A 24,544-nucleotide genomic window follows, 5' to 3' on the forward strand; every position below is an offset into this window, starting at 1 on the left:
GGCCATCGGCCCAGCAGTAGCGGACATGCGTTGCGCGCGTGGACAGCGGGCCTCGCAGCAGGATCCGGCGCGCATCCAGTTCGGCGTCGGCGTACTCGCAGTGGCGCGCATGGCCCTTGGCCTCGCACAGTTCAAAGCCGATCGGACGCAGCGAACCGCTTGCGGTGAGCGCGCCTTCGACATCCTCGAACGCAATGGCCACGGCCGTGGGCGTCCGCACGGCCGTGACCGCCCGCGGACCTGACGGTGCCAGATCCTGCTCGCCGTACACCACGTGGCGGGCCACGCGCGCCAGGCGGCGCCCGAGCTCCTGCTTGTTCGGCGGGTGGATGTCGTAGGCATCGCCGATGTCGATAGCGATGGCGAGCCCGCTCTGCGCATCCTCGGCTGCGACGCGCTGCTGCGCCTCGCGCACCTGCGCCCAACCGCTGTCGGCGGGCGCAACCGGTGGCGGGCCATAGCTGGCCAGCTGCACGAGCAGCAGTGGCGTGCGCGCACCGAACTGACGCCGCCAATCCTCGCGCAGCGCACGCAACCGCGCAGCGTATGCCGCACCATCACCGGTGTTCGATTCACCCTGGTACCACAGCATGCCGCGCAGCCCGAAACCGCCGAGTGGTGCGATCATTCCGTTGTACAGCGTCGACAACCCGGTGGCGGCCTGCCAGGGGGCAAATGGCGGCGCCTGTTGGCCCGGCGCCACCCGGTACTTCCAAGGACCCTGCAGTGCCACCCGCTCACCGTTGTCGAACTGCAGGCCGTATGCCGTGGCGGGGCCAGTCAGGCCGCCTTCACCGTAGGTGTCGAGCACGTTGACCGCAATGCTGTTGGACCCTGCCTTCAGCAGGCCGCTGGGCAACGGGTAGCGCCTCTCGCCGGTGCCGTACTGGCTGCCCACGGAGACGCCGTTCACCCAGGTCACGTCCGCCTCGTCGGCCGATGCCAGCTCCAGGGTCGCGCCGCGTGCAGCCTGTTCAGCGCTCAGCACCACCTGCGTGCGATACCAGACCATACCGTTGTAATCGGCAAGCGCGGGCACGTTCCACCGCTCCCACGCCCCCAGCGCGGCCGGTGCGCGTGACCAGCCGCCGTCATCGGTGTCTGCGCGCCAAGGTACGTCGCCGGGCAGCGCGCCTTCACGCATGGCCCACCAGTGCTGCCAGTAGCGGCCCCAGGCTGCGCGTGCCTCCAGCGGATCACGCGCAGACCGCGCGAGGATATCGAGGGCCTCATCCAGGCCGCCCTGCCCGCGCAGCGCACCAACGCTGGTCCAGGCCTCGATCCGCGAGCCACCCCACGCTGCCTCGATCAGCCCCATCGGCACGTCGACCGTGCGCTGCAGTTCGCGCGCGAAGTAGAAGCAGGTGGCGGAGAAATCGCGCACCGCATCAGGCGTTGCCGATGTCCAGGCAGTGCTGTCGTTGAAGCTCTCCTGTGCCTGCGCGGCGGCGTACTGCGGCGCGGTGAACAGCCGGATCCGTGGCATCGTGGCTGCGGCAATCTCGCTGGCTGCGTTGAGCGAGCGCCACACCGGCAGTTCCATGTTCGACTGTCCCGAGCACAGCCACACGTCGCCGACCAGCACGTCGCGCGCCATCTCCCGACGTGTCCCGGCGTTTACTTCCAGCGTGTGCGGACCGCCTGCGGCCACCGGGGGCAGCGTTGCCTGCCAGCCGCCTGCGGCGTCCGCCCGGGTGCTTACCGCCTGCCCGGCAAACGTCACGGAAACCGGCTGCCCAGGGCCTGCGTGCCCCCAGACCACAATGGGCCGGTCACGCTGCAGGACGGCGTGATCGCTGAACAGCGGATGCAGCAATCCCGTCGTTTCCCGCGCCGCGGCCGGCATCGCCACCACTGCCACAGCCATCATCAACAGCGCACACCCGACCGCTCCGAACCTGCTCATCGGCCATCCCCCGGTGCGGACGGAAACTGCAAGGCCTGGTAGTACGACAACGGATGCGGCGGTGGCTGTTCGCCCGCGGGCAGCGGGCGGCCACTGAGCGACTGGAAGTACGCCACGCTGGCGTCACGCCACCATTGCGCTTCGTCGTGCTGGATCTGCAGGAACGCCGCGACGTGCCGATGCCGCTGCGGATCGATCCGGTCGCGCAGGCCGGCCCAGGTCGCCTGCATCGACTGCACCTGGCGCACGCCGCGCGAATAGCGCCCGACCAGTTCGTCCCAGAGCGTCCTCCCCGAGCGCATGCGGCGGTCCCACGGCACATGATGGAACCACAGCAGCAGCGACTCGGGCACCCGCTCGGGGTCGCCATAGACCTCGGCGACCTGCGGGGCGTACTGGCCCACGGCGTTGCTTCCGCCGGCGCTGCGGTCAAAACCGATGCCCTGGCTGTCTGCGCGGTGGTAGTACACCGACGTCCAGTCCGCACGTGGGCCTCCGTCCACCCAGGGGCCGGGGCCGTAGTGATGGCCGCGTGCCATCAGGTGGTGCAGGCCCAGCGGCGTCATGTAATCCACTGCCGCCTCGCGCGAGTCCATCATCATCCGCACGATCGGGCCGGTCACCTGCGGGTCGGGCGAGAACGTCAACGCTGCCCAGTCTTCGGCAATCGCGCGCGCGGATTGCTGCGGGTTCCAGGCCAGCCGGCCGAAGGCGTACCAGTTGGCCTGGTCGAAGTGCGAGCCACTCCAGGTGCGGTCCACGCCGATGTTGGCGACGCCGGCAATACCGGTCAGTGCGTGGCCCTCCAGCGAGCCATCGATCACGCGGGCAACCGTGGAGCCCTCGCCGCGGGCATGGGTGTCGGCCTGCAGCACTTCCTCGTAGAGCGTTCCCAGGTAGACCAGGTGCGTCGCAAAACCCAGGTATTCCTTGGTGATCTGCAGTTCCATCATCAGCGGCGTGCGTGGCATCGCGCCGAATAGCGGATGGAACGGCTCGCGCGGCTGGAAGTCGATGGGGCCGTTCTTCACCTGCACGATCACGTTGGGGCGGAAGGCACCGTCCAGCCCGACAAACTCGCTGTACGCCTGCTTGGCGCGATCTTCGGGAACCTCGTGCGAATACACGAAGGCCCGCCACATCACCACGCCGTTGTAGGGCGCCAGCGCGTCGGCCAGCAGGTTGGCGCCGTCGGCATGGGAACGACCGTAATCCTGCGGGCCGGGTTGCCCCTCCGAGTTCGCCTTGACCAGGAAGCCGCCGAAATCCGGAATGCGCGCGTGGATCTCATCGACCTTGTCGCGCCACCAGCGCCGCACAGCCGGATCCAGGGGATCGGCCGTTGCCAGGCCGCCGAGCTCGATGGGCGCACTGAAGCGCGCGCTCAGGTAGACCCGGATGCCATAGGGGCGGAACAGGTCGGCCAGCGCGGCGGCCTTGGCCAGATAGGCCGGCGACAGGCTCATCGCACTGGCATTGACGTTGTTGAGGACGGTGCCGTTGATGCCGAGCGAGGCGTTGGCACGGGCGTAGTCGGTGTAGCGCGGGTCACGCCATTGCGGCAACGTCTGCCAGTCCCACAGCGAGCTGCCCGCATAGCCACGCTCGACGTAGCGGTCCAGGTTGTCCCAATGGTCGAGCACGCGCAGTGCGACCCGCGGCGACTCCCGCACGTCCAGGCCCTGCAGCGGCATGCCACGCTGCAACAGGCGCAGCAGGTGGAACATGCCATACAGCACGCCGACATCCCGGCGTGCCGCCACCAGCAGCACATCGCGCCCCCCGGTCCGGACCTGCCGGATCAGGAAGCCCTCGTCGCCCAACGTGGCGATCTCGTTGCCGAACGCGGCAACCAGCGCCGAAGACTGCGGCGTACCCAGCACCAGGGCATGGTCAGTAGTGATTGCCGTTCGCATTGGCGGGGCCGTTCCCAGCAATCCAGAAAGGCTGCGCGCAAGCTCGTCGCGGGTTGCGCGCTGCATCGGCGTGCCATCCGGGGCCACCACTTCGGCCAGCTGCCGCCGGTAGACGGCAGCGACCGTTGTGGCAACCGGCTGGTAGCGCATCCACAGCCTGTAGCCATCCTCCGCCCGTGCCCCGCCAGCACAGGCCAGCAGTGCGAGCACGGCGCACAGGCGCGTGCCGACAGCACGCAACAACGGCGTTAACATGCGCCTTTGTAAACTACGTTCGGGCCCGGGGCAGCGCATCATCGTCCTTCGCACCCGCGCGGCAGCGCCACCGAGAACAAAGGGATCGTGCATTGGACAAGCCGAAGAAATCGGTTCGCCGCAGAACCGCAGGCGTGACGATCGACGAGGTTGCGGCCCTTGCCGGCGTTTCGCCGATGACCGTGTCGCGGGTGATCAACCAGGGCAAGGTGCGCGACGTCACCCGCGAGCGCGTGCTGCGCGCCGTGCGTGAGCTCGGCTATACGCCCAATCTTGCCGCCAGTTCGCTGGCCGCCGCACAGCACACGCGCATTGCGCTGATCTACACCAACCCCAGCGGCGCCTACCTGCGCGAACTGCTGGTGGGCCTGCTGCGCGTCGCCTCCAGTTCCGCCATCCAGCTGGTCATCGACTACTGGGACAACCTGGATGCCGAATCCGAACGCAAGGCGGCGCGTGCGCTCGCCGGACGCGTCGACGGGGTGATCCTGCCGCCACCCCTGTGCGAATCGCAGGCCGCCGTAAGCGAACTGGTCAAGGCAGGCATTCCGGTGGTGGCCATCGCATCGGGGCGCCTGAGCGAGGCCCTGTCCTGCGTCCGCATCGACGATTTCAGTGCCGGCAAGGAAATGACCGATCACCTGCTTCGGCAGGGACACACCCGCATCGGTTTCATCCGTGGGCGCGATGACCTGAGCGCAAGTGCGCTCCGCTACGACGGCTTCGTCACCGCCCTGCGCGAGGCCGGGCTGGCGGTGGAGCCTGGCCTGGTCCAGCACGGCGACTACACCTACCGGTCCGGCCTGGCTGCCGCCGAAATGCTGTTGTCCCAACGCCGCCCACCGACCGCGATTTTCGCCAGCAACGACGACATGGGCGCTGCCGCCATCTCCGTCGCGCACCGGCGCGGGCTGGAAGTGCCGCGCGACCTGTCGGTCGTGGGTTTCGATGACACCTCGGCCGCCACCACCGTGTGGCCGGAACTGACCACGATCCACCAGCCCATCGCCTCGATGGCCAACGCGGCCGTCGACATCCTGCTGCGCACCATCCGCCGTCCGGCGGCGGACGCAACGGTGCTGCGCGATCATGTGATGCCGCATCGGCTGATCGCACGCGATTCGGTCGCCGCGCCGCCCCGGCGGCGGTAGCGCAGGCATCATGCTCCGCATCCGAGGGTGACCTCGGCTTCGTTCAGCGCACCCAGCGCGACGCGTGACACCGAGATCGTCATCGCATCGCCCGTCACCACCGACCACGGTCGGTCGATCGCGTCCATCCTTGCACCCGCCCTGGCCAGGCACTTCAGCGGCACGCCGACACGCTTCCACTGGCCCTGTGGAAGCGCCGCCAACGCCGGCCCGATGGCGACGCGCGCCGAGCAGCCCGCACTGCAGCCCACCGACAGCCACGCCTCACCCTTCGGGGCTGCGTCCACCCGTAGCGTGGTCAGCAGCATCAGGTCGCCGTTGGATTCGCGCTGCAGGTCCAGCGCCGTGTGCGACTGCAGTGCAGCGACGGCCTCGCCCTTGCCCGACCAGGCCAGGCGTCGCCCATCCTCCTGCGCCAGATGATCCACGCCGGTGATCTTCAGCCGGTCATCGGGCAATGCGTCCGGTACGCGGGTCACGGTCAGGCCCTGGCCAGCGGCATCCTCGAGCCGCAGTGCCATGCCAGGGCCTGCGTCACCACGCGCGAAGAAGACGCCGGTCGCGCCTTCGTTGCCGGTCACGCCCGATGCCTCCGGCAGCGCGGCCAGGTCGCCGTTGTCGGCGTAGGTCAGGCCGAAGCCGAACGCAAACAACGGATCGTAGTCCTTCTGGCCGACGTTGTTGGCGTACTGGGTGGCGGTGCGCGGCCAGCTGAAACTGAGCTTGCCCTTGAAATCGTGCTGCACGCGGCCATCGCTTCCGCGCAGCAGTACGTCGGCAATTCCGGCGCCTTCCGAGCCCGGCAGCCATGCAGCCACGAAGGCATCGGCGGCATTGATTTCCCGGTTCACCCAAAGTGGCCGCCCGCTCAGGAAGACCGCGACAACCGGTATGCCATCGGCCTTGAGCCGCTTGAGCAGCGCCAGGTCCGTTTCGTTGCCGGGCTTGTAGGCCAGCGTCGGCCGGTCTCCCTGGAACTCGGCATAGGGGTCCTCGCCAAACACCACCACCGCCACATCGGGCTTCACTGCATAGCGACCGTCGACGGAAAGCACGGCTTCACCACCCGCCGCGCTGGCCTGGCGCGCGATGCCCTCGTAGATCGTGTCCGCATTGGGGAAGTCCTTGCGGGTGGTGCCGGTGCCCTGCCAGTTGAGCGTCCAGCCGCCGGCCTGCTTGCCGACATCGTCGGCACCGTCGCCGGCCACGAGGATCCGCTGCTTCGGCGACAGCGGCAGGAGGCCGTTCTGGTTCTTCAGCAGGACCAGCGATTCGCGCACGGCCTGCCGGGCAACCGCGCGATGTGCCGGCGCGCCGATCAGTGCGAACTGCCCGCCGACGGCCCGCGTGGATGGCCTGCCGGCCTCGAACAGCCCAAGGCGGAACTTGACCCGCAGGATCCGGCGCACCGCATCGTCCAGGCGTTGCGGCGTGATCCGCCCATCCTTCACCGCAGCCAGCGTCGTCTCGTAGAACCCCTTCCAGCTGTCCGAGGCCATCGCCATGTCCAGGCCTGCGTTGATCGTGGCCGGGCAGTCTGTGGTGGTGCAGCCCTTGACCTGTCCATGACCATTCCAGTCACCCACCACGAAGCCACCGAAGTTCATGCGGCCCTTGAGCACATCGGTGAGGTAATGCCGGTGCCCATGCATCTTTTCGCCGTTGACACTGTTGAACGACGCCATCGCGGTCTGCGCGCCGGCGGCGATTGCCGGCGGATATCCGGCGGCGTGGATGCGCACCAGATCTGACTCGCTGATGCGGGTGTCGCCCTGGTCCTTGCCGTCGGTGGTGCCGCCATCACCGAGGAAGTGCTTCACCGAGGCGATCACATGGCGGCCATCGAGGAACTCCGGCGTTCCCACCCTGCCCTGCAATCCCTCCACCATGGCGGCGGCATAGCTGGCCACCACCTCCGGCGATTCGGAGTAGCCTTCGTAGGTGCGTCCCCAGCGATCATCCTGGGGTACCGCAACGGTCGGCGCGAACGTCCACTCCATGCCGGTGACGCGGGTCTCCAGCGCGGTGATGCCACCGATCTGCCGCAGCAGCTCCGGATTGCGCGTGGCGCCCAGCCCGATGTTGTGCGGGAACAACGTGGCACCCATGATGTTGCTCTGCCCGTGCACGGCATCGATGCCGAACAGCAGAGGGATGGGCTTGCCGCCTTTGGACGTATCCATGGAGGCGTCGTAGAACGCGTCGGCCAGCGCCAGCCATTCGGCCGGCGAGGCGTCATAGCGGCCGCCGGGATCGGAGTTGCCTCCGGCCAGGATCGAGCCGAGGCGGTAGCGGCGCACGTCGTCGGGGGTGACGCTGGCGATGTCGCCCTGCACCAGCTGGCCGACCTTTTCCTCCACCGTCATGCCGGCCATCAGGTCGGTGATCCGCTTCTCCAGCGCAGGATCCGCGGCCAGTGGCCAGGTGACCTGCGGCCACGGGTCGCTGGCGGTTCCCGCAGTGGCGGCGGGCCGGTCCTGCCCGTGGCAACCGAGCAATCCCAGCATCACTACCGCGAGCAGCGTGCCGCTGCGGGATAAGGAGGTCTGCGATGTCATGGCGCTCATCCTTCCATCTGCTCCAGTTCCTTGCCCTTGGTCTCGTGCACATGCCGGACCACGAAAACCACCGAGATGATCGCCGCCACCAGGTAGATGCCGTAGGTGGCCGCCAGCCCTGCCGCGGCCAGCAGCATCGGGAACGTCACCGTGACCACGAAGTTGGAGGTCCACTGCGCCGCGCCGGCGACCGCCAGTGCCGAACCCCGGATCTGGTTCGGGAACATCTCGCCCAGCATCACCCACATCACCGGCCCCCAGGACAGATTGAAGAACACGACGTAGGCATTGGCCGCCACCAGCGCCAGCGTGCCCATGCGGCCGGGCAGCTGCAGATGCCCGTCGGCCAGCGAACCGCTGGCAAACGCCATCACCACCAGTGCAAGCGACAGCGACATCCCGGCCGAGCCGAACCACAGCAGGGGCTTGCGGCCGATACGGTCAATCAGCAGCACGGTGACCACGCAGGCGCCGATGCTCAGTGCGCCGGACAGCACGTTGATCAGCAGCGCGTCGTTCTCGGAAAAGCCGACCGCCTGCCACAGCACGGCGCCGTAATAGAACACCACGTTGATGCCGACCAGCTGCTGGAAGCAGGCCAGCCCGACGCCGACCCACACGATCGGGCGGATCCGCCCGGTCAGCGTGCTCTTCAGGTCCGACAGTCGCGGGCGATGATGGTCGTTGGACAGCGAGGCATCGATCTCCTCGAGCGTGGCCCTGGCCTTGTCGCTGCCCAGCAGCCGGGTCAGTACCCGCAGGGCGTCGTCCTTGCGCCGTTTCACCACCAGGTAGCGCGGGCTCTCCGGAATGGTCAGCAACAGCAGCAGGAACACCAGTGATGGCGCGGCCTGCATCCAGAACATCCAGCGCCAGGCGGCCTGCCCGCCCCACAGCGGTTCGGTCGACGCGCCCGCTGCGGCCGCCAGCAGGTAGTTGGACAGGAACGCGGCGGTGAGGCCGGTGATGATCGCGATCTGCTGCACCGTAGCCAGGCGGCCGCGATAGCGGGCCGGAGCGACCTCCGCAATGTAGGCCGGCGAGATCACGCTGGCCGCGCCGACCGCGAATCCACCCACCACCCGCGCGGCAATGAACCAGGCCGACGAGACCGCCGCCCCGGCACCGAGTGCCGACAGCAGGAACATCACTGCCGACAGGATCAGCACGTTGCGGCGGCCCAGGCGATCGGCCAGCCGGCCTGCACTGAACGCGCCCACCGCACAGCCCAGCAGCATCGACGCGATCTCGAACCCCTGCATCCATTCACCGGACCGGAACGCCTGGTGCAGGCCATCCTGGGTACCGTTGATCACGCCGCTGTCGAAGCCGAACAGAAAACCGCCAATCGTCGCCACCACGCTGATCAGTACGATCAGCCGCGTGTTCTCACCGCTGCCCGCTGCCTGGTTCATCCCCATCCCCTTGAGTGCACCGTGGCCGCGCTCAGCGCAGCAGGTACTGGTTGAGCAGGTTTTCGTAACGCTCCTGCTTGCCGCTGGCCTGGCGCGGTTCGCCGAGGCGGGCGGCCAGTGCCGCAAGGTCCGGCAGGCTGAGCGTGCCACGCTCGAAATCCTGGCCGGCGCCGGAATCGAAGCTGGCGTAGCGCTGCGCACGCCATTGTTCCCACGGCGACTCGGTCAGCAGTGCATGGGCAACCTCCAGCCCGCGTGCGAAGGCGTCCATGCCGCCGATATGGGCAATGAACAGATCCTCCAGGTCGGTCGACTCACGGCGCACCTTCGCATCGAAGTTCAACCCGCCCTCCAGCCCGCCCTGGCGCAGCACGACCAGCATTGCGCCCACGGTGTCGTACAGATCGCTGGGGAACTGGTCGGTGTCCCAGCCGTTCTGGGCGTTGCCGCGATTGGCATCGATGCTGCCGAGCAGGCCATGATCGGACGCGACCTGCAGGTCGTGCTCGAAGGTATGGCCGGACAACGTGGCGTGGTTGGCCTCGATGTTGAGCTTGAAGTCCTTGTCCAGCCCGTGTTCCTTCAGGAAGCCCACCACCGTGGCACTGTCGAAGTCGTACTGGTGCTTCATCGGCTCCATCGGCTTGGGCTCGATCAGGAAGTTGCCCTTCAGCCCGATGCTGCGGCCATAGTCGCGTGCCATGGTCAGGAAACGTGCGAAATGCTCGATCTCCCGCTTCATCTGGGTATTGGCCAGCGACGCATAGCCTTCGCGCCCGCCCCAGAACACGTAGTGCTCGCCACCGAGTTCGACCGTGGCCTCGAGGGCGGCCTTGACCTGCACGGCTGCACGCGCGACCACCGCGAAGTCGGGATTGGTCGATGCACCGTTCATGTAGCGCGGGTGCGAGAACAGGTTGGCCGTGCCCCACAGCAGCTTGACGCCGGTGGCCTCCTGGCGTGCCTTGGCCAGGCCCACCATATGCGAGAGGTTCTTCTGGTACTGGCCGATGTCGTCGGCATCCGGCGCCAGGTCGATATCGTGGAAGCACCAGTACGGCACGCCCAGCTTGGTGAAGAACTCGAACGCCGCGTCCACCTTTGCTTCGGCCGTGGCCAGTGGCGAGGCGGCCTCCCACGGGAACTGGCGGGTGCCCGGGCCGAACGGATCGTGCCCGGCATTGCAGAAGGTGTGCCAGTAGCACACGGCGAAGCGCAGATGCTCCTGCATGGTCTTGCCACCGATGACCCGGTTGGCATCGTAGACCTTGAAGGCAAGCGGGTTGTCCGAGCCCTTGCCCTCGAACGGAATGCGGCCGACGCCGGGGAAGTATTCCTTGGCGCCGATGAAGGGCTGCGTGCTCATGGTGCGTGCTCCTGTCGTTGTAGGGGGTGTCGTGGAGGAGCCATCAGCCGCGCTGCAGTGGCGTGATGGCATCAAGATGGCTGAGGAAGCGTGCGTAGGCCCGTGCATAGGCATCGCTGTGGTCCGGATCCGGGCGTGCGGAGCGCGCGGGATCGACGGTGACGTGGCGCGCGGTGATGTCGCAGATCGACGTGGCCTCTCCCTGCGCCCGGGCGAGCGCCCACAGCGCCTGCAGTGCCGCACCAAACGCCGCGCCTTCGGCCTGCATCGGGACCTCCACCGGCAGGCCGAACACATCAGCCACCAGCTGACGCCAGGCAGCGCTGTTGCTGCCACCGCCGGTGAGCACGATGCGATCGAACTGCATGCCCGCGCGGACGAAGGCGTCGTAGCCGTACTTCAGGCTGTAGGTCGCGCCCTCCATGGCGGCGCGGTAGAGATGCGCCGGGGTGAAATTGGCGGTATCCAGGCCAGCCAGCACACCCTTGCCGAGCGGCAGGTCAGGGGTACGTTCGCCATTGAGGAACGGCAGCATCACCAGGCCCCCTGCCCCCGGCGGCGTTGCGCGAAGATGCGCGTCACCGTCGCGGCTGCTGAAACCGAAGGCGGTGGCCACGCGTTCGGTGGCCACGGTGCAGTTCATGGTGCAGATCAGCGGCAGCCAGCCCCCCGTGGACGAGCAGAACGCCGCCCACGCGCCGTCCGGATCGATCACTGGCGAGCCGGAATAGGCAAACAGCGTTCCGGAGGTTCCCAGGCTCATCGCCAGCCGCCCTTCCGTGACGCAGCCGGTGCCGATTGCCGCCATCATGTTGTCGCCGCCACCCACGGCAATCTTCACGGCCGCCGGCAGCCCGAACTCGGCGGCTGCCTTCGGCGCGATATCGAACAGGGCATCGGGCGCAGCGATCGGCGGCAGGCAGGCAGCAAGATCACGATCAGGATCGGTTGCGCGCAGCAGTTCCTGCGACCATGTGCGTGTGCGCACGTCCAGCCAGCCGGTGCCGGACGCATCGCCAAGCTCGCAGAACCGCTGCCCGGTCAACACGAAATTCAGGTAGTCGTGTGGCAGCAGGATGGTCGCCAGCCGCGCATAGGCGTCGGCACGGTGGGTCCGGGTCCAGGGCAGCTTGGAGGCCGTGTAGCCGGCCAGGATCGGATTGCCCGCCAGCGCGATGGTCCGTTGGAACCCACCCACGGCGTCCATGATCTGGATGCATTCGGCCGAGGTGCTGGTGTCGCACCACAGCTTGGCCGGCGCCAGTACCTCGCCAGCATCATCGACCGGCACGAACCCATGCTGCTGCCCCGATACCGCCAGCGCGACGATGCGTGCGCGCAGCGAGGGATCGATCCGGGCAAAGCAGTCGCGCAGAGCCGACACCCAGTCGGCCGGCGTCTGTTCACGGCTGCCATCGGCACCGCTGTCCAGCGCGAGCGGCGCGCTGGCCGAGGCCACCACCGCCTGCTTCCGCGGGTCATAGACCAGCACCTTCAGGCTCTGCGTCCCTGCATCGATCCCTGCAACCAGACCCATCGAAACCGCCTCCGATCAACAAAAAGGTAGCGCTAACATTCCGTGGACTCAAAAAGGGGGCGTGGTGTCCGGCCCCCTCGTTGCCACCGCGCGCGTCATCGCCAGCGGTGTTGCCGCACTGTAACCAGCTGCAGCGGAAAAAGCGTGCTGCAACGCAAAACCCTGCTACGCGCTTGCTGCCGTCGAACGCCACACGTCCACGCCGGACCTGCAGTACTGCGCGATGAACTCCGCCTGCGCCGGCATCTGCGCGGCGGCCTGCTGCACAGGCCGTTGGATGCCCTTCAACAAGGTGCGCAGATCGACATCACTCACGGCCCGCGCCAGCGGGTGGGCAGGACCGGGCGCGATGCCCTGCCCGAGCAGCACGCTGGTCCAGGATTCGACACGGAACAGCTCGCCGGGGTCCTGCCACGCATGTGCACGCTCGCGCCACGCCTGCAGCCGCTGCTGCAGCGATTCCGGCACGCGCATCTCGCGACAGGCCTTCCACATCGGTTCGCTGCGCTGCGTGGCGTGGTAGTGCAGGATGATGAAGTCGCGCACGTGCTCCATTTCCTGGCGGCTGACATCGTTGTACAGCTGCACCAGCGACGCACTGATGCCGTCGAACGGGAACAGCTGGATCAGGCGCACTACCGCGCTGATTGTCAGATGGATGCTGGTCGACTCCAGCGGTTCGATGAAGCCGCTGGCCAGCCCGAGCGACACCACGTTCCTGTTCCAGGCCTTCAGCCGGCGTCCACTGCGGAACGGCACCTTCCATGGATCGCGCAAGGGTGGAGCCCCGGCATCGCGCAACAGTTTCGCGGCGGCCTCGTCATCGGACAGATGGCGGCTGTCATACACCAGCCCGCAGCCAACGCGGTGCTGCAGCGCGATGTGCCAGCGCCACCCCGCCTCGTGGGCGATCGCCCGGGTATAGGGTATCGGCGGCGCCACCGCTTCGGTCTGCACCGCCACGGCCCGGTCGCATGGCAGCCATTCGTGCCAGTCCTCGTAGCCGGTGCCCAGTGCCTGCTCGATCAGCAGGCCGCGGAAGCCGGTGCAGTCGATGAACAGATCGCCCTCGATCACCTGGCCGTCGTCCAGCACCAGCGCCTGCACCGACCCGTCGTGCGCGTGCTGCCTGACCTGGGCGATCCGGCCTTCGATCCGGCGCAGGCCGTGTGCCTCGGCCCTACCGCGCAGGAACCTCGCATACAGCCCGGCATCGAAGTGATACGCATAGCTGGCCTGCGGCTGGGTGTGCAGCGAGAAGCGGTCGCCACGCGAGGCGATGCTCTCCAGGCAGAAGTCGCCCAGGTCCGAGGGCATGCCGCGGCGCAGGCTGTCCAGCCAGAAGTGATGGAAGGGGGCCGCCCAGGTGCCATGGCCGATGGTGCCGAACGGATGGAAGAAGCGATCGCCCGGCAGGCGCCAGTTCTCGAACGAGATCGACAGCTTGAAGGTGCCGGCCACCGCACGCAGGAACTCCTGCTCGTCGATCTGCAGGAAACGGTGGAAGGTGCGGATCGGCGGCACAGTGGACTCACCGACACCGACCGTGCCGATCTGCTCGGACTCGACCAGCGTGATCTGCAGCTGGTCACGGAACTGGTGCGCAAGCGCGCAGCCGGCCAGCCAACCCGCCGTACCGCCACCGGCAATGACCACCTTGCGGATGCGCCCTGAAGGCGTGCTCTGGGTATCCAACATGGTGCCCTCTATCAACGGTTGAGCCTGCCCAGCAGCATCGCGCGCATGCGGCGGGCGCGCTGCTCGTCAAACGGTGCCAGATCCCCTCGCGCGGCGTCAGGCAGGTGCTGCCCCGCGCGCTCGCCAGGGCCGAATGCGTAGTAGCGGAAGAGCCCTTCCCAGGCCTGCTTTTCGCGCGCCGGCAGATCACGCACGGCCCACATCGCGTGGTGCAGCGCCGCCAGCGCGGATCCCAGCCAGGCCGGCGAGCTTCGCCACCAGTAGTTCACCAGCACGTTGAACGGTTCCAGGCTGCGTACATGGTGCCACCACATGCTGGGAATGAAGATCGCATCGCCGGGCCCAAGCACCGCACTGCGCGCCTGCGCCAGCGCCTCGCGGAAACGTGGATGCCGATCAAAGTCTGGCTGTTCGAAGTCCACCACGCTGACCACCTGTCCGCCCGGCGTGGGATCGAGCGGGCCCGGATAGAGGTTGTCGATCTGGGCGGGCGGGAACAGGGTGAACTCGCGCCGCCCCACCGCGCAGCAGGCGAGGTTGTCGGGTGTGTCGAAATGGCACGAGGCCGTCACCCGGTTGCCGATCCAGATGCTGGCGGTGGCGTCGATGCCCTGCCTCGCCAGACCGGCGTCGTTGGTCTGCGCGAATGCCGGCAGCAGTGCCCGCGCAATCGGCAGCGAGGCCACGTAGTAAGTGGGCGGTTGCGGTGCATGCAGCGTCATGGCGATCTCTTCCAGCACCTGGGCCAGCACGCCGCGCCGCACTTCGAAGTTCAACCGGGTGAAGTCCGCGCTGTAGAACGGGCGCCCCCCGATCTCGGCGCCGCCAAACGAGTACTGGATGGGTGCACCCGCATCGACGCTGCACAGGTACGCCATTGCATCCTGCACCCCGCCCAGCCCGGCCTGGACCAGCGGCCAATCGGTGGCGATGCCACGCAGCACGACCGGCTCACCGGCCTCCACCAGGTCAGCCAGTGGCAAGGCGGCAGGATCGATGCCTTCCAGGATCCGCATCGGCAGGGTGGCCTGCACCGGTCAGTTCCTGGCCGCCTGCGCGGTGCCGTCCTGGACGCGGAGACGGCGCTGCTTCTCGGCGATCAGGCGGCGCATGTTATGCAGCGAGGCAAGCATCAGGTACGCACCCTCCAGGTAACCGGCGCGGTTCAACGCAGCCAGGCGTGGACTGTCCAGCGCAGCCAGGCGCTCGCGGTCGATGCCGTGCAATCCGCTCACGCTCACCCGGTGGTGCGGCGCGAGCTGCACATCGAGCGTGACCGGCTGGATGAGCCCGCAGTCGTCGAGCATCGTGAACATACTGGCCGCGAAGGCACTGCCCTCGTGGATGCCGCGCAGAACGCCGGCGATGTGGTCCAGGTAGGGCGTGTTGCCGCCCTGCCGCAGGAACAGCGGCTCACCGACGCCGGCGGTGACGCGCGGATGGTCCAGGTCCACGTGCATCACCGCATCCTGGGTGAGCACGCCATCCACGTAGTGCTCCTGGAAGCCGATCAGGAACGGCCCTTTGGCCGCCGCGCCTGGCAGGTAGGAAGCATTCCAGCGCCCGTCCTGCAGGAACAGGTTCTCGTGTTGTTCGAAACCCAGCAGGGCCACGGACTGCCACGCCTTCGTCCCGGTATCCCTGCGCAGGAAGATCGGATACTCACGCTGCAGTTCGGCGAACTCGCTGGGATAGGCCGGCACCATGCCCACGGCATCGCCGAACTGCGGCCCGAATCCGGTGGCGACCTTCAGGTCCCGATGCGCGATGTTGTTGAGCATTTCATAGCGGGCCATCAGGGTATCCAGTCCAGTGCGGGGTGGCTGGCCGGCAGCGTAGCGCAGGCGCGACAGGTGCGGCGACACCGTCCCGGCAGGGCACCGCTGGAGGGCAGTGGTGCCATGCCGGACGCATCGGCAACCAGGCTCAGAACTTGTAGCGGACGCCCAGCATGTAGCGCGGGCTCTGGTCTGCCAGCTTGACGATCATCTGCGAGGTGCGCGAGCGCCACCGCACATCCTCGCCGGTCAGGTTGATCGCCTCCAGGCTGAAGGACCAGTGGTCATCCAGCGCGTAGTTGACGCTGAGATCCCACTGCTCGTACGGCTCCACATAGTAGGGATTGCGGCTGGAGCCCTGGTTGGCCAGGATCAGGTACTGGTCGCGCCAGTTCCATGCCAGGCGCACCGACCACCCGTACTTCTCGTACATCAGCATAGCGTTGGCAGTGTCGCTCAGGCCGGTGAGCGAGAACTGGTCGACGCCCGGATCGCCGCCATTGTTGTAGCCGACATCGCCTTTGACCACGGTGTAGTTGGCCAGCACGCCGAAGCCGGTGTCACCGAAGAAGTACTGGCCGCCCAGCTCCCAGCCATGCAGCTTGGATTTGTTCTGGTTGATCGGGCGATTGACGTTGAACTGGTACAACGGGTCGTTGGGCTGCCCATACAGATCGTAGGCCGCTTCGGTGGCCAGCACCTGCGCATCGGTGCCGTTGTAGGCGCCCAGCCCGGCGGGATTGTTGCGCAGCAACGCCAGTGCGGTGAACAGCGAGGTGTCGTTGGCCGAGCAGGCAGCGGCATTGGCCGGCCCGACCTGGGCGACGCAGGCGCCGCTGGTCAGGAAGTCCAACGCCGCCCGCGCATCCGGCCCGGAGGTCGGGTCGGTGAGGCCGTACAGGCTTTCCTGGACGACGGTGTTGCCGATGAAGTTGCTGACCGACTTGTTCCAGTAGGTCAATGACACATAGCTGGCGTCGGCGAAGTACCACTCCAGCCCCAGGTCGAGGTTGTCCGATTCCAGCGGCTTCAGGCTCGGGTTCTGCGAGTTGCCGCTGGCGCGCGACGAGGGATCGATCAGCACCGAGCCGAACGGCTGCTGGGCCCCGGGTCCCGCATAGAGATTGCCGTACGGCGCGCGGGCGATGCTCTTGCCGAACGAAACGCGGCCCTTCAGCTCCTCGGTGAGGTCGATGCTGAAATCAAGGTTGGGCAGGATGTAGCTGTAGCGCGCCTTCTCCGTGAAGGGCTGCTGCTCATCGGACAGCACGATGCGGAAATCGTTGTTGGCCTGCCACTCGATGGACTCGGGGACGGCAATGACCGAGGTCGACACCACGTCAGTGGTTTCATAGCGCACGCCCAGGCGGGTGTTGGTGCGCATGCCACCCAGCTCCCCGTCCAGCTCCACCTGGAAGTACGCCGCCTTGGTCTTCTCTTCCACGAAGTTGTCGGCCGCGCGTTGCGGGTTCACACCCAGGCCGACGCCGTACTCGCGCGATGCCCATTGCGCGAGCTGCCCGGCATTGCCGCGCCAGGCGGGCCAGCTGTTGGCACTGTAGTCGTCGAACAGGCCGACGATGCTGACCGGCTGCAGCAGGTCCATCAGGCCTGCGGCGGTATCCCGGTCCACGTTGGCCACGCCCCAGTCGCCCAGGGTCGAGTAGGCCTCGGCGGCCTGGATGCGGTGGGTGGTGGACTTGTTGGTGTCCACGCCGAACTGGAAGCGCCCGTGGTCGAAGTTCCATTCGCCATCGACGCGCGCCTGCTTGATCTCGCTGATCTGGGTCTGCGCGTTGACGCGCAGCACCTGCGTGCCAATCTCGCCTTCCTGGAAGCCCGGATTGACCACGCCATTGGTCCCGGCGACCGCATCGGCGGTGCTGGGATACCAGACCTGGGTGCCAACCGGCAGGCCATTGTTGAAGTTCAGCTCCTGCACCCAGGAGCCACCGCAATGCGGGCCACGGGTACAGTTGTTGGTGCCGGCGATGCTCATGAAGATCGAACCACCGCCGGTCAGCGGATCATTCGGTCGGCTCTCGTTCTTCGAGTTGTGCGCATCAAAGCTGAGCTTGAAGCGGTCGCTGACATTCCAGACGGCGTTGAAGCCCAGCGAACCCAGCTTGTACTCCTGCATGCTGCGCTGCTGCTCCAGGCCGAAATCCTTGGTGCCGGCGATTTCGCGGATGTATACCGGTGTCGCGACGGCGCCACTGGTGTCGAACTCGACGTTGGTGTAGTTGCTGTTCTGCAGCCACATGCCCTGCTCGCCACGATTCTCGGTGATCTCGTTGGTCGAGTAGGTGTAATCCACGGTCAGGGTCAGGCTGTCCGTCGGTGCGAACTGCAGCACGGCCTGGCCGTTGACGCGTTCGCGCTCGAATTCGGAGAACGCGTAGCGCAGGTCATTGGGCCGCGCGTAAAGCTGGCCGACGGCCGGAGCATTGACCACGGTCGGATTGCCCGGCATCGACCCTGTCCACGGCTGCACATTCCAGTAGTTCTCCGTGGCCTGCACCGAGCCACCCTTGCGCTTCTGCTGGCTCGCGCTGAGGCTGACGCCAAAAGTCTTTTCCGGATTGCTGTAGCTGAAGATGCCCGACAGCTCCGGTGTCAGGTCATTGTCGAACGGCTGGCTCTGGTCGGACACCAGCTTCGCCCCGGCGTTGGCCACGATGCCGGCGTGATCGAGCGGGCGCGAGGTCAGGATGTTGATCGTCGCACCGATGCCACCGCTGGGCACCTGTGCCTGGCTGGTCTTGTAGACCTCGATACCATTGATGGCCTCGGCGGCCAGCTGCGCGAAGTTGAAGGCGCGGGTGCCGCCGTCGACACCGCCGATGGCGACCTGTCCAGAGGCACCGAATGCATCGGCGCCCGGCATCTGCCGACCGTTGAGCGTGACCATGTTGAACTGGGGGCCGAAGCCACGCGCGGTCACCTGCGCACCCTCGCCGTCACGGCGCTCGATGGAGATGCCGGTGATGCGCTGCAACGACTCGGCAAGATTGGTATCGGGGAACTTGCCGATGTCCTCGGCACTGATCGCGTCGACCACGCCCGCCGAGTCGCGCTTGATGTCCATGGCCTGGCTCAGGCTGTTGCGTATGCCCGTGACCTGCACTGCATCAAGCTGGGTGGGTTGCGACTGGCTCTGCGGCTGCGGCCCGGTCGCCGGTGCGGCGTCCTGCGCAAAGGCGGGATTGATGACCAGGGCACCACCCACGAAGGTGAACATGGCCCGGGACCGGAACTTCGCCAACGCGCGGCTCATGAACCGGACCTCGGGCCCGGGGTGCCACGGAAACTGCAGGTGCTCATGAAAGTCCCCTCTGACATACGATCGAATGGATGTACCGCCCCCTCCCAGGGGCACGCACGGGCGTGGCCCGCATTCCAAACCGAACAGCACGGGTGCTCGGGCACGCCGCGACTTACACTTGCTTTTCAAGCCTGCCAGGACAAACACGCGGCAAAGAAGGCAGCCTCCCGGACCCTGGATCCCCGTCCGACTGGTAGCGCTACCATCACGTTGCAGCGGAGAGTAATCACCGCGGTTCGCCGTTGTCACCATGCAGCGCAGCAAAACCGCCTGCGGGCCAAACAGCTGATGACTCGGCCGTTGCTGCATCCGGTCACGCTCACCCGACGTAGGAAAAATGCCCGCACTTGCGGGTCATCCAGAAAGGAACGCACCGTGAACGCTCTTCAGCGCATCGCCGCCGCAGTTGGCTTCGCCGTACTCGTTTCGTCCGGCTCCTCGGTTTTCGCCGCCAACACCGTCATCGTGGGCGGGGCAGAAATGTACCCCACCAGGACCATCGTCGAGAACGCCGTCAATTCCAAGGATCACACCACGCTGGTTGCAGCGGTCAAAGCAGCCGGCCTGGTCGACACCCTCAACGGCGCCGGGCCCTTCACTGTTTTCGCGCCCACCAATGCGGCCTTCGAAAAGCTGCCTGCAGGCACTGTCGAGACACTGGTGAAGCCTGAAAACAAGGCACAGCTGACCCGGATCCTGACCTACCACGTCGTCCCGGGCAACTACAGTTCCGCCCAGCTTCTGGCCGATGCCCGCAAGCACAGCGGCAAGGCCACCCTGAAGACCGTGCAGGGTGAGCCTCTCACCGTGGCGCTCCACGATGGCAAGCTCTGGGTCATCGACGCAAAGGGTGGAAAGGCAGGCATCAGCATTGCAGATGTCGGCCAGTCCAACGGCGTCATCCACGTGGTCGACACCGTGCTGATGCCCAAGTAAGCGGCCTCACGCAACGGGCATCCGGCGCGATGCCCGTTGCCCGGGCCGGTCATCCCGACGTCACCATGCGGATCCCTGCCCGGCATGGCGTCGTGGCTACCACTCCGGCCCGAGCAGCTTGGTCACTTCGGCCTCCAGTTTCTGCGCGGCCTCATCCTGGGAGGCGACCTTGATGCTCAGCCCCGACTGCGCCGGCCCCGGCACCAGCTGGTAGCGGTTGATGGTACCGCCACCGTCGCCGTCCAGCGCTACCCGCGCCACTACCGTGCGGCCATTGGCGTGGAAGGTCCAGTCCTGATAATCAAACATGCTTCAGTAGGTGTGCCGCCAAGATGTCATCCCACTTTTAGCGGCACGACAGTGAAGAACGCTCCAGGAGGATGTTCAGAGCGCGTGGACATGATGACGACAGGGCCTATTGCAGTGTCCGCGCCAGCTGCAGGACATCGGCGAAGAAGGAGGGATAGTCGTCCTGTGGAGCGCTGTGGGTCTCGCGCCGGTGAACCAGACGCACGGCGACCACGCGCTGTTCCGGGACGATCATCAGGTATTGGCCCAGGTAGCCGTTGGCGGCAAAGCCGACGACCGGTCCCCGTGAGATGTCGTAGAGATCGGCGAGCTTCAGGCCGCGCGCGGAGATCTGGCTGCCGTAGCGCTGGGACCAGTCCGCGCCCAGCTGATTGGCGAGGAAGGCGACCAGTGCGCTGCGGCTTTCGAATACTCGCCCTGCGCTGGCCTGCAGTGCGCGCTGTACGTCGTCATCCACGCCCCTTTTCACCAGCAGATCCCGTAGCCGGGGCTTGAGCTGGTACCGTTCCCAGGCCGGTATCCGCCACCACAGCAGCCCAACATCTGGCGCACGGGCGCTTTCGGTCGTCATCAACGCGACCGACTGCTCACTCAGGAGACGCCTGCCATCCGGTGCCACGCCTCCGTCCAGCAACAGTTGCCCGATGGCGGCAAGATCGGCCGCGCGCAGGGACAGCCCGGCCATGCCCAGCGGGGTGCCTGCCTCATCCTTCATCCAGGTGTAGTGGGCAATGCCCAGGGGCTTGAACAGCCGCGCGTCCAGATACGCGTCCACAGGCTCGCCTGCCAGGCGCTCGACAATGCCGGGCAGCAGGTTGGTAGCCTTGTTGTTGTAGGAGAACACGTTGCCCGGGTCATCGCTCAGCTCGGCAGCCAGTGCCAGCTTGACCAGGTCCGGGGCCCCTTCCAGCTCTTCGCCCGCGTTCGCCACGTTCTGCAGGCCCGAGGTATGGTCCAGCAGCATGCGCACGGTAATGGCGCTCTTCCTGCCCTGCTTCCATTCGGGATAGATCCGGCTGACCGGCGTATCGATCGAAGCCAGCTTTCCTTCGTCCAGCAGCAATGCAATGGCCAGCGCGACGACCGACTTGGTGGCCGACATCAGGTGAACGGATTCCTGCCCGGCGGCGGGCTTCAGCTCAAGCAGCGTCTCCCGCTCATGCATCACCAGGACCGCATCGGAATGCGCGGCGCGTGCATTGCGCTCGATCGCGGCAAGCGCATCGGCATGTGTCGCCGCTTGGCTGGGCCCGGCGATGCCGAACACCAGGGCCAGGGCGCAGGACAACCAGCAGGATCTTGGCATCGCAATCTCGTCCAATGGGTGTGTGCGTAGATTGACTACATATGTAGTCACGCTGCAGTGCCTGAAGTCATGGCGCGCTTGAGTGCTGAACGTGGGCTGGGCGCCGCCCCCCGGCCCACCTGCAACGCGGTCGACGGCAGCGGTCGCCAAGCCGCGCCGCACGGTATGATGCGGCGACCCGGAACCTGCGATGATTTGCAGCGGCCGCCCATCCGCTGATCGCGCGCGCCAGGCCCCACCTGCGCCGGGGTCGCTGCAGGTGCCGCTGAAGCCCCACTCCATGCTCGCCCCCCAAGCCCCCCTCGTGATCTGGGCAGCGGTCGCCGTTGCCACCCTCGGTCTGCTGTTCCGTCCTTTGCGCATCCCCGAATATGTGTGGGCGTTGGGCGCTGCCGCCCTGTTGCCGTTGCTGGGCGCGGTGTCGCTGCATACCGCATGGGGTGCGGTGGCCGAAGGCCGCGACGTCTACCTGTTCCTGGTCGGCATGATGATGCTGGCCGAACTGGCGCGGCGCGAAGGCCTGTTCGATTGGGTCGCGTTGTACGCGGTGCGGCATGCGGGCGGATCCGGGCGACGCCTGTTCGACCTGGTGTTCCTGGTCGGCACGCTGGTGACGGTGTTCCTGTCCAACGATGCAACGGCCGTAGTGCTGACGCCGGCGGTCTACGCTGCCTGCAAGGCGGCGCGCGCCAATCCCCTGCCCTACCTGTTCGTCTGTGCATTCATTGCCAATGCGGCCAGCTTCGTGCTGCCCATTTCCAATCCGGCCAACCTGGTGGTGTACGGCCAGCACCTGCCGCCGCTGCTGCAATGGCTGGCGCAGTTCGCGCTGCCGTCGGCGGCGGCGATCGGTGCCACCTATCTGGTCCTGCGCTGGGTGCACCGGCGCGAGATCGCCCAGCCGCTGGTGGCCGCGCCGGCGCATCGCCCGTTGACCGACGGCGGCCGGCTGAGCGCACTGGGCGTGCTGTTCACCGGCACCGTGTTGCTGGTCACGTCGGCCTTGAACGGGCCATTGGGCCTGACCACGTTCTGCGCAGGTACGCTGAGTGTTGCGGTGGTGGCGATCCGCCAGCGGCGCAGCCCGCTGCCACTGCTGCGACACGTGTCCTGGGGCGTGCTGCCGCTGGTGGCGGGACTGTTCGTGCTGGTGGAAGCGGTGGCGCAGACCGGTGTCATCCAGAGCGCGGCCAGCGCGCTGCAGGCCGTGGCGCAGGCGTCTCCACGCCAGGCCAGCTGGCTGGCCGGTGGCGCGGCTGCGCTGCTGAGCAACGTAGCCAACAACCTGCCGGTCGGCCTGGCCGCCGGTTCGCTCGGGCAGATGGCCGACCTGCCGGCGCAGACCCGTGCCGCATTGCTGGTCGGCGTGGATCTGGGGCCCAACCTGTCGGTCACCGGTTCGCTGGCGACGATGCTGTGGCTGGTGGCCCTGCGTCGCGAGGGCGAGCATGTCAGCGCGCTCGACTTCCTGCGCGTCGGCGCGCTGGTGATGCCGCCGGCGTTGATCGGAGCGCTGCTGCTGCTCTGACCGGCGCGCGTGCGGCATGCACTTCTAGAAGGCCACCTGCAGGCGGGTGTTGAAGGTGGTGCCTTCATCCCTGCCCTGGCCGGTGCCGCTGCGGTTGCGGGTCTGCCAACGGATCGCCTCGAACATCACGCGGCTGAAGTCGTTGAGATACCAGTTCGCACCCAGCGTCCACGCGTGGCCAGTACCGCCACTGGGCAGCTCGGCATAGTCCACATCCTCGTAGCGCCCCTTCAGTTCCCATGCCCCGGCACCGCCGCGGGTGACAGGATCGGCCACCTTGACCCGGCCCCAGGTGCCGGCCTTGCCCGAATAGGCCGGCCTTGCACCGGCCAGGAACCAGCCAGCCGAAATCGCCCAGGCCTGGTGGTCCAGATCGTAGCGCCCGCTGGCGTCGGCCCCGCGCAGGTTGCGCGTACCCCATTCGCCGTTCGCCCAGGCCGGCCCGAAGAAGCCTGCCAGTTCCGCGCCATAGGCCGTGCTGCGCTCGGCGCCCAGCAGTGTGCCCGGCGCGATCTTGACCAGGTCGTTGAAGTGCCCGGCGATGGCCGAACTGCGGACGACGCCGCTGGCGCCTGCGGCGATCTCCTCGTGGAAGGCCCAGGCCCCCAGGTGCACCGTGACCGCATCACTGGCCACCGGGTTCCAATGCACGCGCGTGGCCCAGGTCTGGCTGTCGTTGTCGGTGCCGGCGTTGTTGAGATCGTTGCCGGCCACCGACAGGCTGGCATGCCAGTCCTTGCCGTACACGCGCTCGGTCAGGCCGACACCGAACAGCCCGCGCTGCGGCAGCATCAGCGTGCCGACCACGTTGCGGTCCTGGAACGGCGTGTTGGAAGTGCTGCTGGAGCCGTCGATACCCCGGTCGTTGAGGCGGTTGCCCACGGTCAGGTCGGCCGGCAGCCCGAACAGGCGGTGGTCCACGGTGGCGTAGACCGACTTCCACGCCACCGCGTTGTCGGCGAAGTCACCTTCCACCGCCCAGCCGAGGATGCCATAGCGGCCTTCGGCGCCCAGCCGCACCGAGCGGATCTCGGTACCGGAGATGTTGCGGTCACTCACTGACGATCCGTCTGTGCTGGACGCGTCGACGAACAGGCGCCCGCGCGGACGGAACGCCACGCTGCCATCGGCACTGCTGAACTCCGGTGCGCCCTTGGACCAGGTGACCTTGGGCGCCTTGGCCTGGCTGGATTCCAGTGCGGCGACGCGGGTGTCCAGCGCGGGGGCCTGCGTTGCGGCCGCCGCACCGGCGGTGCTGTGCCCGCCCTCCACGGCGCGGAGGCGTGCTTCCAGTTGCTGGATCTGCAGTGCCTGCTGCTGCACCAGGCGTGACAGCTCAGCCTGGCTCAGCGGCGCGGGCAGCGAAGACGTGGACTGGGCGCCAGCATGGCCACTGGCCAACAGCAGGCCGAGCGCGACCGACAGCGCTGCCAGCGGCAGCACGGTGGAATGGTTCATGGACTCTCTCCGGCCAGCCGGCCCCCTGGCCCGGCGCTGGCCTGTTGCGGTGGTGCGGGGGAAGATCGGGGGAGGAAGCGCGCGCCGCCGGATCGGCCCGGC

16 protein-coding genes are annotated in these 24,544 nt (G+C 67.3%); 3 read left to right on the top strand and 13 right to left on the bottom strand.

The window, feature by feature from the left end; genetic code table 11:
- Nucleotides 1-1,870: sialate O-acetylesterase (locus tag ABGA94_RS21900; protein WP_375368097.1), on the bottom strand; the 1,870-nt coding region annotated here is incomplete at its 3' end.
- A 32-nt stretch (nucleotides 1,871-1,902) separates the two neighbouring features.
- Nucleotides 1,903-4,077, bottom strand: a complete 2,175-nt coding sequence (locus ABGA94_RS21905) for an alpha-glucuronidase family glycosyl hydrolase (RefSeq protein ID WP_375368089.1) — start codon at nucleotides 4,075-4,077, stop codon at nucleotides 1,903-1,905.
- A gap of 92 nt (nucleotides 4,078-4,169) precedes the next feature.
- On the opposite strand from ABGA94_RS21905, the gene ABGA94_RS21910 reads away from it, so the two are divergent.
- Complete coding sequence (locus tag ABGA94_RS21910) at nucleotides 4,170-5,228, top strand: LacI family DNA-binding transcriptional regulator (protein ID WP_188247436.1); 1,059 nt, start codon at nucleotides 4,170-4,172, stop codon at nucleotides 5,226-5,228.
- 8 nt (nucleotides 5,229-5,236) lie between these two features.
- Here the strand turns inward: ABGA94_RS21910 and ABGA94_RS21915 are convergent, their stop codons facing one another.
- From ABGA94_RS21915 to ABGA94_RS21950, 8 genes are all read right to left on the bottom strand, one after another.
- Nucleotides 5,237-7,795, bottom strand: coding sequence for an exo 1,3/1,4-beta-D-glucan glucohydrolase (locus ABGA94_RS21915; RefSeq protein WP_111128079.1), 2,559 nt, complete (start codon nucleotides 7,793-7,795; stop codon nucleotides 5,237-5,239).
- On the bottom strand, nucleotides 7,792-9,201 hold the full coding sequence (locus ABGA94_RS21920) for a sugar porter family MFS transporter (protein WP_111128081.1): 1,410 nt from the start codon (nucleotides 9,199-9,201) through the stop codon (nucleotides 7,792-7,794). The genes ABGA94_RS21915 and ABGA94_RS21920 overlap by 4 nt, the downstream gene beginning before the upstream one ends.
- A 31-nt stretch (nucleotides 9,202-9,232) precedes the next feature.
- Nucleotides 9,233-10,567, bottom strand: coding sequence for a xylose isomerase (gene xylA, locus ABGA94_RS21925; RefSeq protein ID WP_111128083.1), 1,335 nt, complete (start codon nucleotides 10,565-10,567; stop codon nucleotides 9,233-9,235).
- 43 nt (nucleotides 10,568-10,610) lie between these two features.
- The gene (gene xylB / locus ABGA94_RS21930; RefSeq protein WP_111128084.1) at nucleotides 10,611-12,104 is read right to left on the bottom strand and encodes a xylulokinase; all 1,494 of its coding nucleotides are present in this window, start codon (nucleotides 12,102-12,104) and stop codon (nucleotides 10,611-10,613) included.
- A 165-nt stretch (nucleotides 12,105-12,269) separates the two neighbouring features.
- Nucleotides 12,270-13,802, bottom strand: a complete 1,533-nt coding sequence (locus ABGA94_RS21935) for a tryptophan halogenase family protein (protein ID WP_375368090.1) — start codon at nucleotides 13,800-13,802, stop codon at nucleotides 12,270-12,272.
- Between the two features lie 11 nt (nucleotides 13,803-13,813).
- Nucleotides 13,814-14,836, bottom strand: coding sequence for a cupin-like domain-containing protein (locus tag ABGA94_RS21940; RefSeq protein WP_375368091.1), 1,023 nt, complete (start codon nucleotides 14,834-14,836; stop codon nucleotides 13,814-13,816).
- A gap of 3 nt (nucleotides 14,837-14,839) precedes the next feature.
- Nucleotides 14,840-15,598, bottom strand: coding sequence for a SapC family protein (locus tag ABGA94_RS21945; RefSeq protein ID WP_375368092.1), 759 nt, complete (start codon nucleotides 15,596-15,598; stop codon nucleotides 14,840-14,842).
- Between the two features lie 130 nt (nucleotides 15,599-15,728).
- The gene (locus tag ABGA94_RS21950; protein ID WP_375368094.1) at nucleotides 15,729-18,857 is read right to left on the bottom strand and encodes a TonB-dependent receptor; all 3,129 of its coding nucleotides are present in this window, start codon (nucleotides 18,855-18,857) and stop codon (nucleotides 15,729-15,731) included.
- A gap of 423 nt (nucleotides 18,858-19,280) precedes the next feature.
- On the opposite strand from ABGA94_RS21950, the gene ABGA94_RS21955 reads away from it, so the two are divergent.
- The gene (locus tag ABGA94_RS21955; protein ID WP_053496573.1) at nucleotides 19,281-19,841 is read left to right on the top strand and encodes a fasciclin domain-containing protein; all 561 of its coding nucleotides are present in this window, start codon (nucleotides 19,281-19,283) and stop codon (nucleotides 19,839-19,841) included.
- 96 nt (nucleotides 19,842-19,937) lie between these two features.
- Here the strand turns inward: ABGA94_RS21955 and ABGA94_RS21960 are convergent, their stop codons facing one another.
- Together ABGA94_RS21960 and ABGA94_RS21965 are read right to left on the bottom strand one after the other, a co-directional pair.
- The gene (locus ABGA94_RS21960) at nucleotides 19,938-20,150 is read right to left on the bottom strand and encodes a hypothetical protein (RefSeq protein WP_005416609.1); all 213 of its coding nucleotides are present in this window, start codon (nucleotides 20,148-20,150) and stop codon (nucleotides 19,938-19,940) included.
- Between the two features lie 106 nt (nucleotides 20,151-20,256).
- Nucleotides 20,257-21,438: a serine hydrolase domain-containing protein gene (locus tag ABGA94_RS21965; RefSeq protein ID WP_375368098.1), complete on the bottom strand. Its 1,182-nt coding sequence runs from the start codon at nucleotides 21,436-21,438 to the stop codon at nucleotides 20,257-20,259.
- A 298-nt stretch (nucleotides 21,439-21,736) separates the two neighbouring features.
- On the opposite strand from ABGA94_RS21965, the gene ABGA94_RS21970 reads away from it, so the two are divergent.
- Nucleotides 21,737-22,984 (top strand): arsenic transporter, encoded by a 1,248-nt coding sequence (locus tag ABGA94_RS21970; RefSeq protein ID WP_065186459.1) that lies wholly within the window; start codon nucleotides 21,737-21,739, stop codon nucleotides 22,982-22,984.
- A 24-nt stretch (nucleotides 22,985-23,008) separates the two neighbouring features.
- On the opposite strand, the gene ABGA94_RS21975 is transcribed toward ABGA94_RS21970, so the two are convergent.
- On the bottom strand, nucleotides 23,009-24,442 hold the full coding sequence (locus tag ABGA94_RS21975; protein WP_375368095.1) for an OprO/OprP family phosphate-selective porin: 1,434 nt from the start codon (nucleotides 24,440-24,442) through the stop codon (nucleotides 23,009-23,011).
- Between the last annotated feature and the right edge of the window lie 102 nt (nucleotides 24,443-24,544).

Source organism: Stenotrophomonas sp. 3diitr2024 (genome assembly GCF_042136455.1).
Classification (GTDB): Bacteria; Pseudomonadota; Gammaproteobacteria; order Xanthomonadales; family Xanthomonadaceae; genus Stenotrophomonas; species Stenotrophomonas sepilia.